Below are 12225 nucleotides of genomic sequence, written 5' to 3' on the forward strand. Positions count from 1 at the left end.
ATTTAGAAGTTAAAGGATAAACCACCGGTAATAGTCCTGGAAGGCGGCACACTTGAAATGTCCTGTACTTCCGGATCAATACCCGTAAAGTTGGTGATAGTGAAAATATTCTGTGTATTGGCAAATACACGGCAGCCCGACATATGCATTCTCTTCAGCAGCTTATCCGGCAGGGAGTAGCTTAATGCTATGTTGCGCAGGCGCAGGTAAGACGCATTTACGAATGCTGCATCCGAAGACCCTATAGGCGTTCCGTAAGTGGTAGAATAGCCAGGGTAAGAGGCAATATCTCCGGGTTTCTGCCAGTGATCGCGAAGCGCTTCAGCCGGCAGGTTGCTGAACTGACCCGGTAATATATTGTAAGGATTCTGCCCCAACTGTCGTTTGAAATCAAAGAACAGGTCCAGGTTCCATCCTTTGTAAGTAAAGGAAGTACCGAGTCCCCCGTAATATTTTGGATTCGGATCTACCATTACATACCTGTCGTCGTCTGCTGTTCCTGCCGGTACATTGGAATTGTTCTTCACCTGCCCGTCTTTGTTGTGATCTTCAAAACTGTACAGACCAGTTTGCGGATCAACTCCCAGGTAATGCAACAGGTATACGGCGCTGAGTGAATTGCCTACCTTGTAGGTGCTGTAGTAGGGCGAATATTCGATACCAGGGTAAGAAACCAGCTTATTCCGGTTTGTAGAAATATTAAAGGTTACATTCCATATCAGGTCTTGTTTCCTGATGATGTTGGCGCGCAAAGCGCCTTCCCATCCTGCGTTCTCAATCACCGCATCCCAGTTGGCCACTACAGATGGAAAACCTGTGTACCTCGGGGTAGGGATACCCGTTACCTGGTTGCCCGACCTGTTCTGGTAATACACCGCTTCCAGGTTAATACGGTCGTCGAGGAAACTAAGGCTCAGCGCACCTTCAAATTTCTTGTTGGACTCCCATCGGTATTGCTGATTTACAGCGTGTATGGGTACCAGTGGTTGCAGGTTGTTGTATTGATAAAGTGGATTGTTGGATGGTTTGGTAGACCATTGTGATAAATACTGGTAATCGCCGATCGATCCATCGCTACCCGTAAGACCGTAGCTGGAGCGGAGCTTTACAAAGCTTATCCAGTCGGGCAGCAGGCTTTTCATCCAGGGTTCTTCGGAGGCGTTCCAGGCCAGGCCTACTGATCCGAAGTTGCCGAACTGGCTTCCGGCGGCGAAGCGGGAAGACCCGTCCCTCCTGGCGTTCAGGTTAATGATATATTTATTGGCCCAGTTATAATTGATGCGGGCAAACACACCTGCATATTTATAGCGTGCATAGTTTTCGGTTGTTTGCTGTATCAGGGCGTTGTTGATGCTCGACAGAAGATTATCGTCGGAATATCCTAACCCGAAATTCGATACGCCATCAGTGATAGTAGATTGCAAAGAACCTCCGAGCTGCACTCTCAGGTCGCCTTTTGCTATGAAGCGGTTATAGGCGACCTGGGGTTCAATGATCCAGTTAGTATTTTTTGTTGTCCCAAAATTGGCAGACCCCATAGGGTTCGTCTGCGGATTCTGTGAAGCTATAGGTATAAAAAAGTTGCTGGAACCGGTCATATTGGTGTAACCGGCGGTAGTAGAGATGGTAAGACCTTTCAGCAATTCGTAGCTGATGCCCAGGTTGGAGGAAAACTGGTTTGTTTCCATCACATTCGTTTGCAGCAGGTAACCAAAAGGAAAGGAAGACCCCATATTGCTGGCATTCCATTCATCCCAGTTCAATTCCCCTTTATCGTTATACACTGCGGGCGCATTGGGAGGCAGCAGGAAAATACTCGGGTTGGCGTTCAGTGCATCTACATGGGTATAGGAGAACATTGTACCCAGGTTTACGCTCAATTTCTGGTTCTGGCTGCGGTGATTAAGGTTGGCGCCAAGGGTAGCGCGCTGGTTAGACCCGCTTTTGGTCAATACATCTACCTGCCTGTCGTAGTTGCCGCTCAAACGGAAAGTGTTGTGTACATCGCCGCCGGAGAGGCTTGCGTTTACAGAGGTTTGACTACCGGTACCCAGGAGTACTTTCTGCCAGTCGGTGTAGCGGGTAGTGTCCCAGGCGGTGAGGTCGGGTGCATTGGCCACGTTAGGTGTAATGCCATCGTTCTTGAATGCTTCCCGGCGCATTTGCAGGTACTCCTGTGTATTAAGCATATTGCGGCGGTGAGGCACATCAATATATCCCTGGCTCAGGTTCAATGAGAAATTGGTTTTACCCGGCTTACCTTTCTTCGTGGTGATCAGTATCACGCCGTTTGCAGCGCGGGAACCGTAGATAGCTGTAGCATCGGCATCTTTCAATACCTCTACGCTTTCAATATCCCGCGGGTTCATGCTGAACAAGGGGCTTTGTCCGCCGGTTGCCGACATACCTCCCTGTACGTAACCAGAAGATACGCCGCCGTTACGGTACGATCCGGGAATGTCGAGTACCGTCATCGGTACGCCGTCGATCACATAAAGCGGGTCGGACATATAATTTGTACCCAGGGAATTGCGGCCCCTGATCTCCACTTTTACAGGAGCGTTGGCATAACCGCTGGTTTGAGTGATCAGCAATCCCGGCGCCTGGCCTTGCAAAGCAAGCAAAGGATTGAGGATAGGTTGCCTTTCTATTTCCTTGGACCCTATCCTGGTAATATTACCGGTTGCCAAACGTTTGCTGGTAACGCCATAGGCCTGAACTACAGCCTGATCCAGTTCGCTGGTTGCCAACTGCAGTTTAACAGAGAAAAGCACTTTCAGTTTGCCAACGGAGATGGATGCTTTCTGGTAGCCGATGCAGGAAAATGTGACCACATCATTATCCGTTACATCTTTTAATGTGAAAAATCCTTTTTCATTTGTTTGAGTTCCTTTGCCGCTGCCGTTGATCACTACGTTTACGGCCATCAGCGGGGCGCCGCTGCGGTCGTCGGACACTACGCCCGATACTTCCTGTGAAGGAATCTTTTCATCGGGCATAATGTCTTTCGGCTTGTCTGTATTCCGGAACACCACGATGGTAGTACCTACAATATTGTACTTCACGGGCAAACCGGAGAAGACGGTTTTCAGGAACGCTTCCAATGGCTGGTTTTTGGCGTTTACCGAAACGGATACAGTAACATCTATTTGATCCGGATTGAATATCACGACATAGTTGGACTGTTTCTTTATCTCTGCAAACACCTGTTGCAGCGTTGCTTTTTTGCTGCTATAGGTGATCGTTTGCGCTCCTGCCTTTGTAAAAATACCGAGGCAAAAAGCTATCACTAGCATTACGGTCAGCTTTCTAAAAAGCCGGTTCCTGCCTGTCGACCGTTTGTGAAAACTTGATGCTGGAATCATGTTCATTCTGGTTGATTAAATAATTTGTTAGTATCAGGACAAAGCTCCGCCAATAGCTATACAGCTTTTTATCTGAACTTGATCAGATATCTGCGATCAGGTGATTGGAATAGCAGGCGACATCGTTTTACCGGCGCATCATCAGTATTCCGAACAATCAGATGATTAAATATCAGGTATGGTTCACATGACGGTGTGTTAAGGCATAATGATCAGTTTTCTGCCTTCGACCCTATAATGCACTCCCATAGTGCTAAGCACGGTGAGTGCCTGGTTAAGATCCAGGTCTCTTTTAATTTCCCCGCTGAAAAGAATACCTGGCACGCCTTGTTCATACACTACCTGTACGTCGTACCAGCGTGCTAGCTGTCGCAGTACTGCGTCGAGCGGCGTATGTTCAAAGCGGAACAGTCCTTCTTTCCAGGCAACGACCATTTCTGTGTCTGCGCTGGTGGTCACATTCAGCTGATCGTTGCTGACAACGGCCTGTTGTCCTGGTTTCAGTACGGCGGTTGCGTTGTGATGGAGCATCCTGACGCTTCCCTGCAGTAAAGTGGTGCGTATGCCCGGTTCATCGGGATATGCGTTCACGTTAAATTCGGTTCCGAGTACTTCTACCGAGGCTTTCCCGTCTATGTTCACCATAAACGGCTGGCTGGCCTGTTGTTTTATATCAAAGTATACTTCGCCGGTCATTTTCACCTGGCGGTATTTTCCGTTGAAGGCAGTAGGGAAAGTGATGCTGGAAGCTGCATTCAGCCATACGTTGGTGCCATCCGGCAGGGTAAGCCTGTATTGGCCTCCTTTCGGCGTGGTGAGGGTATGCAGTTCAGCAGTGTTGGCATTTCCTTTATAGTCCAGTTCTCCTTTATTATTATTTACCTGCAGGTCGCCGCTTTTTACGATATCTCCATATGCGCTGTCGAGCCTAATCTGCTGGCCGCTTGCCAGGGTAAGCATGGCATGATTGCCTGGTTTGGCAGGAGCGGCGATGGTATTGCCCGCCAGTGGCTGCGCTGCCTTCTTATTGCGCATAACCAGCATGGCGGTACCGGCTGCGGTCAGAAGCAGCGCTACCGCTGCGGCATATGGAATCCAGCGTCGGCGCATCGGCACTACCGGGGCGGCCGTACTTTCCATTAACCGGTCCAGGATCCGTGCACCGGCGGCAGGCGAAAGCGCCGGCGGCTCCTCAAAGGAGCGATGATACACTTCTTCCAGTAAAGATTCCAGCTCCGGGCTCTCTGCCGCCGCCGGGTTTTCCTTCAACCATGCAAACAAAGCTTCGCTTTCGGCATCCGTGATAACGCCGTCCAGAAACTTTTGTAACAGGTCTTTAACCGGAAAATTATTTGGCTCCATAACTATAAGACTAACGAGTAAAAGAAATGGGTGGATCGGATGTAAAAAAATTATGAAATTTTTTATTTCAGGGATACCAGCAGTACCAGCAACGAAATACTGCCGTTTTCCAGCAGGTAGTCGCGGATGGATTTTACGGCCAGCGACAGGTGTTGTTTAAAGGTATTACGGGAGATGTTCATCAAAGCGGCTGCTTCTTCATAACTCTTACCCTGCTGACGGCAAAGGATAAATGCCTCCCGGCGCTGTGGCGGCAGGCTGTCGATGGCTTTCTGCAGTAATTGTTCGTATTGCCTGCTCTCTACCTCGTTCATGAGCGAATGATCGTTGAGGCCCAGCGAGAGCCGGTGCATGATCTCATCCCGGATGGTATCGTACAGGGCGATGCGGTTTAATTGAGTAAGGGCGGTATTGCGGGCAAGACGGTAGAGGTATGCATCAAACGACTTCTTTATATCCAGCTGTTCTCTTATCTCCCATATTTTAAGAAATACATCATGCACCAGGTCTTCCGTTTGCGCCGGGTTCCTGGTGAACTTAAGCAGATAATTATATATACCATTATGATATTGCTGGTATATAGCTGTAAATGCCTCCCGGCTGCCGAGGGCTAATTGTTGCAGTAAAACCTCATTCATCAGTTTAGTTCCATCAGCTCCCATCTCCTGATGCAACGGTAAATTTAATACTTATTGTTTAATATAACAGGGAGGGGAATACCATTCAGTAAAGCCTGGTTATGTTTGATATTTAACATACATGAAAAGAATTATATAAAGCGAGGGCGGTGATTTTTTTTGGAAATGGGTGTTTGACCGGCTTTTTATTTTATTTTTGAAGCGGGGCATTAAATTATCTGAAATTGAGGGAGATCACAACAAACGATAACGAAAGGCGGCTGTTAGAGTTATTTACAGCCTATTTCCGTACGTACGAGAATCCTCTCTATTACTTCGCACTTAAAACCGTTCAATCGGAACTCCTTGCCCGCGATATTATCCAGGAAGTATTTATCAAGCTTTGGTCGATCCGCGAACAATTCGGCAATATCCATAATATGGAGGATTACCTCTATCGCATGGTACGCAACAAAGTGATGGATGTTTTACGGCAGTTAGCGAACGACCAGCGTTTGAGGGCCGATTATTTTGAAGGCCATACCTGGGAAGAAAGCCCCATATACGACACCATTTCCGCCAAAGAATACGAGATCGCGCTTGCGGAAGCTATCAGCAAACTGCCACCCCAACGCCGCCTTATCTACCAGCTTAGCCAGGTTGAAGGCCGCTCCCGCAACGAGATCGCCAGGGAACTGGATATCTCCCCTTCTACTGTTAAAAACCAGCTGACTGCCGCCCTGAACTTTTTACGCAAAGTGGTAGCGGGGCAGATAAAATTTTTCTGATTTTTTTTTATCCCGATAGGACATTCCCTCTTTTCATTCGTCATATTACCAGGAACGGCGATCAGCGACTGTTTATCAATATGGAAAAATTGAACCAGCAACACTTCAGGAACTTATTTGAGCTATACGTATCAGGGAAATGTACGCCTCAGCAGCGCGACGAATTCTTTGACCTGTATGCCAGGTTCAAAGACGACTCCGCGCTGGAAGCGCTCCTGGATGAGCTGTACAGCCAGATCCAGCAGGCAAGCGGTTCCGCTTCCTATATCAACTACAAGGGAGAAATTGACCTGGCGGCCGATGTGGAACAACCTGCAAAAGTAGTTGCTCCCGGAAAACGCAGGCGAGTATTTGCCTATGGCGCCGCAGCCGCAGGGCTGTTGCTGTTGGGCGTAGCGGCATGGATGTTCAGCCGGCCGGCCCAGGTTCCGGCTATTGCGTATAGCCACCAAGACAGCGCCCAGGTTAAAGTGCTGGCCGCCTACACCACCACCATACAAACAGGCAACCACGAAAGAAAAGTAATAGTATTATCAGACAGCACGAGGATCGTCCTGAACGCAGCATCCGAGTTGCGTTACCCAAGCCATTTCAATGGCGATCAGAGAGAGGTTTACCTGGAAGGAGAAGCCTTCTTCGAGGTATCGCAGGCCGCAGAATGGCCTTTTATCATTCATGCACCCGGTAATATCAAAACCACTGTGCTGGGTACTTCGTTTAATATAAAAGCCTATGCGGGACGGCGACAGGCCGTAGTTTCTGTTGTAAGCGGCAAGGTAAAGATCAGCTCCGGCAAAAAAGACCTTTCTACCTTGCAGAAAGGAGAAGAACTACGCCTGGTAGTGCCGACAGGCGAAATATCTAAACGCCGCAATATAGACAACGCTAATATTCTTGCCTGGCAATCCGGCGATATCGTATTTAATGATGAAACGCTTGCAGATATATTGAAAGATCTTCAGATCTACTATGGCGTCAATATCCAGCTTAAAAATGAGCAATTGGCCAACTTGCTCATCACCACCGGGTTTCAGAAGAATACATCTATTGAGAGTGCCCTCGAGAACATCTCTGCACTGGCCAATGCCAGGTATGCCAAAGAGAAAGAAAATTACGTAGTGTACTAGCTACTTTTTACATCAACCAATTAAAGTACAAAATGACAAGAAAAATTGTTGTAGTGCTAATGGCATTCCTATGCCTGTATCAAACCACCATTTTTGCCCAGCAAAAAGATCCGAAGGTGAACATCCATCTTGCCAATACCACCGTTAAAGAGGTATTCAGGCAAATGCAGCAACAAACAGGCAAGTATTTCGGGTACCAGTCCAAAGACCTGGAAGGCTTACCCAGACTACAATTTGATTGTACCAACAAATCATTGGAAGATGCGTTACAACAGTTGCTGGAAGGCACCGGTCTTACTTTCGACATCAGGGGGAACAACGTGATCGTGAAAAAGATCCCTGGCAACACTCCTGCAAAGCAGGTTGAAAGCGCCGGTAACAACGATGCAGCTATTGGAAACAGGACGCTGAAAGGCCGTGTTGTAACAACCAGCCAGGAAGCAGTTCCCGGAGTTTCGGTACTGGGGCTGCAATCGAACAAAACAGCCTTTGCAAACGATAACGGCGAATTTGCCATCACCGTACCCGACAACGAAACCATGCTGATCTTTTCCAGCATCGGCTTCGAAAGCAGTAAAGTGATGCTTGGCGCCTCCAGGGTTCTGAACGTAGTCATGCAGGAACGTGTGGGCAGCCTGAAACAGGTAGAAGTAGTATCCACCGGTTATGTAAACCTGCCCAAAGAACGCGCTACCGGCTCCTTCGGTGTGGTAACGGCAAAAGACCTGGAAAAGATCCCGGTTCCGAATGTGATCCACCGACTCGAAGGACAGGTAGCCGGCGTTCAGCTGAATATCGGCGAATCTGACAACAGCTTCGTATATGGCAACCTAACAGGAAGCGTACAGGGAAACGGCAGTTACGACATCATCGTTCGCGGCGCTACTACCTTAAATACAGGCGTAAATAAAAAACCCTTACTGGTTATAGACGGTTTTCCATCGGAAATGGATATCCGTACCATCAATCCCGCCGATGTAGCGCAGATCACCTTCCTCAAAGACGCTGCTGCCGCTTCTATCTGGGGCGCCAGGGCTTCTGCAGGCGTAATAGTGATCACCACCAAAAAAGGGAAGCTCAACGACGGCGCGCCAAAGATCTCTTTTTCCGCAGGCGCTGGTTTCAACGGTAAACCCAGGATCAATGCCCTGCCAATGATGAACGCTTCACAAATGATAGACTACGAGCAGGAACTGGTTTCAAAAGGCTTTATTACCGACCCCTCCCTGTTGCCAGGCTATAACCAGAGACCTGTCAGCACCGTAGTTGACTGGATCTTTAAAACTAAACGCGGCGAGGTTACCCAGGCGCAGCAAGACAGCATGTTCAATATCCTCCGGGGCCGCGACAGCCGCAGCCAGGTGCAGGATTACCTGTTACGCGCCGCGTCTACACAACACTACGACCTTAATATAAACGGCGGCACTACCAATCATACTTATTTTATTTCCGGCGCCTATGATAAGGAAAACACCAGCAGCAAAGGAACAGGCGGCGAACGTATGACCCTCTCCGTTAACCAGGATTTTAAATTCTTCAAAAACATCACTTTCAGCGCCAACCTCCGTGGAAGCTGGTTCAGGTTCACTCAAAACGCGCTGGGAATAGGCGTATATGCAAGATCCGCCACTCCGCTCATGCCCTACGACCAGTTAGTAGATGATAACGGCAACTCAGTTTCCTACGCCAGGGCGTATTACAGCGGCCGGCTCAGTTCTCTCGAAGCCAAAGGCTACCTCCCATGGGGTTATAACTATATTGATGAATTAAACGATGCAGATAATACTGTTGCAGAAAGTAATTATGCCGCCAACCTCGGACTGAATATTCCTATTACCAACGGCCTTTCACTGAACGGGCAATATATGGTAGAGCGAGCCAACTCCTCTGTCAGAACGTATTATAGCGAAGACACCTACTTCACCCGTAACCTTGTCAACAGCGCCACTTCCATAGGCAACGACGGCAAACTGGTATACGGCATTCCAACAGGAGCTATACTGAATACGAATGACGTAACGAAGAATAACTACAGCATCCGCGGACAATTGAACTTCGACAGGAATTTCCTGGGCAAACACCAGATCAATGCGCTTGCCGGCAGCGAGATCCGCCAAACGATAGATGGAAGCAATACCAACCGGCTGTATGGCTACAATCCTCAATCGCAATATCATAAACCTGTGGACTACGTGAAGCCCTATACGTCGGTTGACGGATATAGCTATAACATCAGCAACGGCCAGGGTTACTCCAACCAGCGCAGAAGGTTCCTGTCGTATTTTGGCAACCTTGCTTATACCTATGATGGGAAATATACCCTTTCAGGAAGTGCGCGGTACGATGATTACAACAACTTCGGTTTAGATAAAAAATACAGGGCCAGGCCTTTCTGGTCTTCAGGCGTATCGTGGGCTGTTTCCAAAGAGAAATTCCTCCAGGATGCCGGTTGGCTGAACAGCCTGACCCTTCGTACCACTTATGGTATCAACGGGAATATCAGCCTGTCGGCATTGCCTTATGACCAGATCTCGCTGGTTGCCAGCGATTACCGCTACCCATATGACCCTTATGCCATTATCCTCTTCCCTTCCAACCCTGCGTTGCGATGGGAAGAAACAGCAGTATACAATGCGGGCATTGATTTCAGTATGTTAAATAACCGTTTAAGCGGTAGCCTGGAATATTATTTCAAAAAAGGGAAAGACCTCTTTGCCACTTTTCCTATAGACAACACCGTAGGTTTCGACAATATCACGCGCAACACAGCTACCCTCAACGGTAAAGGCGTAGACATTGCCATCAACGGGGTAATTATGAAGAAGAAAGACTTCGAATGGAGCGGCAGGTTCCTCTTCTCTTACAACACCAACAAAGTAACAGACGCCCGCTATAACATTACCAGCTCCCTGTTGCAATCCGGCGGTGTTGGCGGCCCGATCGAAGGCTACCCCAGCGACTATGTTTTTGCCTTCCGTTATGCAGGACTGGATAAAAACGGTTCGCCGCGTGTGCTTTCAGCGAAAGGCGATACCCTGGGCATTTACCAGCAACTGGGGTCGGTAGACGACCTGAAATACATGGGACGCCTGGCCCCTCCTTTCTTTGGCAGCCTTACCCAAACTTTCCGCTATAAAGGCCTTACGCTCTTTGTGATGGCCACTTATAAAATGGGTAATGTATTCTTCCGTCCTGTACCGTCAGAATATCCCGGTCGTTATGGCCTGGTGAACTACGAAACCAGCAGCCTGATTGCAGACCGCTGGAGGAAACCGGGAGACGAGGCCTTTACCAACGTGCCGGGATTGCAGGGCAACAGTGGTACCGCGCAGGCCAGGTACACGAATGCAGATTTCAATATATTGCCCGGCGATCATATCCGCTTGCGTGAAGTAAGTTTAACCTATGATGTGCCTGTGAAAATATTCCAGCGGTTGCCGATCCGTGGTATATCCATCAGCGGAGCCGCCCGCAACCTGGGAATGATATGGGTGAAGAACGACCTGGGAATTGACCCGGATTTTCCGCCTGCTACAAGGAACCTGAAATTGCCGCCATCAGCATCTTACAATTTCTCCCTGAATGTCAATTTCTAAAACCTGATCAAATGAAAAAACATCACTTATTATACCTCGCGATCTTTGCAGCAACATCTTTGTATAGTTGCAGCAAGTTTACAGACATCCGGACAGAAGGCGCTCTCACGCCCGGCGAATACCTGAACTTCCGTTACCTGATGAATAACCAGGACCTTAAACGGTCTGTGGATATGCCTGATTATTCGGCCGATGACACAGAATATACAGATAGCGCGATGCAAAAGTCGTTATCGCCCGAATACCTGCGGGGCTACATGTGGGCCGATCAGTATTACGACGCCATCACCGCAGACCCGGACTGGAAAATATCGTATGCCTCCACCTATACGTGCAACCTTGTTATACAGGATGTAATGGGATCGGCCGGCGGCACGGTCCAGGAAAAGAACCAGGTAATAGCAGAAGCCCGCGTACATCGTGCCTATAACTATTTTATGCTGGTGAATGAATATGGCAAACAATACGATGCCGCTACCAGCAGTAAAGACCTGGGCGTTCCACTAATGCTGAAACCGGATGTGGCTGAAGTAGCCGTGCGGGGTACGGTGCAGGAGGCTTACGATCAGATCATTTCTGATCTTACACAAGCTATTCCTTCATTGCCCGATAAAAACAATTACAATATCTACCCTTCCAAAGCGGCGGCTTATGCGCTGTTAGCCAGAACTTACCTGCAGATGGGGCGCTTCGCCGAAGCCGGCGAGTATGCCGATAAAGCATTAACCATCCAGAACACCTTGTTGGATCTGCCTAATTCAACAGTTCCGCGGCATATTTACGACCCGGAAATTATCCTGGTGAAGGAAGCAGGAACCAGCCATACGTATAGCAACCTGCTGGTATTGAGCAAAGAACTGAAAGCGCTTTACCAGCCAACAGACATACGTTATACCAAGCTCACACAAGACTATACGTACAGCGGCAAAGTGTTCAGGGTAAATGCCAGTGAAATGGTGAATTACGAAACACGCAATGTTGGCGTAACGGTGCCAGAAATGATGCTGATCAAGGCGGAAACCCTTGCCCGTGCGGGTAAAGCTAATGAGGCTATGGCGATTATCAATACCCTCCGGAAGAAGCGGTTTTCAGCGGCCGATTACAGTGAGCTGTCCGCTTCAACTGCCGATGAAGCTTTAATAAAGGTATTGGAAGAAAGAAGAAGAGAACTGGCATTCAAATCTATTCGCTGGTTTGACCAGAAAAGACTGGCTGCGGAGCCGCGCTTTGCCAAACCAATCACCCGTACCAACCTGGTAAGCGGCGCCAGTTATACCCTTGCTCCTAACAGCAACAGGTATGTATACCCGATTCCTGCATACAACATTCAACTAAACCCAGCTTTAGAACAAAACCCGAGATAGGTAAAC

7 protein-coding genes are annotated in these 12225 nt (G+C 48.6%); 4 read left to right on the forward strand and 3 right to left on the reverse strand.

Annotated features, from left to right (window positions below):
* Nucleotides 1-2 precede the first annotated feature (2 nt).
* The 3 genes from BLV62_RS08860 to BLV62_RS08870 form a co-directional block, all read right to left on the reverse strand.
* The gene (locus BLV62_RS08860) at nt 3-3296 is read right to left on the reverse strand and encodes a SusC/RagA family TonB-linked outer membrane protein (protein WP_168927766.1); all 3294 of its coding nucleotides are present in this window, start codon (nt 3294-3296) and stop codon (nt 3-5) included.
* Nucleotides 3297-3563: 267 nt separating this feature from the next.
* Nucleotides 3564-4727, reverse strand: coding sequence for a FecR family protein (locus BLV62_RS08865; protein ID WP_089760776.1), 1164 nt, complete (start codon nt 4725-4727; stop codon nt 3564-3566).
* A 62-nt stretch (nt 4728-4789) separates the two neighbouring features.
* Entirely contained in the window at nt 4790-5365 is a 576-nt protein-coding gene (locus tag BLV62_RS08870) for an RNA polymerase sigma factor (RefSeq protein ID WP_168927765.1), read from the reverse strand.
* 224 nt (nt 5366-5589) lie between these two features.
* Between BLV62_RS08870 and BLV62_RS08875 the strand changes: the two genes are divergently transcribed.
* From BLV62_RS08875 to BLV62_RS08890, 4 genes are all read left to right on the forward strand, one after another.
* Nucleotides 5590-6132 (forward strand): RNA polymerase sigma-70 factor, encoded by a 543-nt coding sequence (locus BLV62_RS08875; protein WP_168927764.1) that lies wholly within the window; start codon nt 5590-5592, stop codon nt 6130-6132.
* Between the two features lie 80 nt (nt 6133-6212).
* Nucleotides 6213-7259 (forward strand): FecR family protein, encoded by a 1047-nt coding sequence (locus BLV62_RS08880; RefSeq protein ID WP_089760781.1) that lies wholly within the window; start codon nt 6213-6215, stop codon nt 7257-7259.
* A 32-nt stretch (nt 7260-7291) separates the two neighbouring features.
* Nucleotides 7292-10855, forward strand: coding sequence for a SusC/RagA family TonB-linked outer membrane protein (locus BLV62_RS08885; protein ID WP_089760783.1), 3564 nt, complete (start codon nt 7292-7294; stop codon nt 10853-10855).
* A gap of 11 nt (nt 10856-10866) precedes the next feature.
* Entirely contained in the window at nt 10867-12219 is a 1353-nt protein-coding gene (locus BLV62_RS08890) for a RagB/SusD family nutrient uptake outer membrane protein (RefSeq protein WP_089760785.1), read from the forward strand.
* Nucleotides 12220-12225: the final 6 nt, after the last annotated feature.

The sequence above is a fragment of the Chitinophaga terrae (ex Kim and Jung 2007) genome, assembly GCF_900107795.1.
Taxonomy (GTDB): Bacteria; Bacteroidota; Bacteroidia; order Chitinophagales; family Chitinophagaceae; genus Chitinophaga; species Chitinophaga terrae.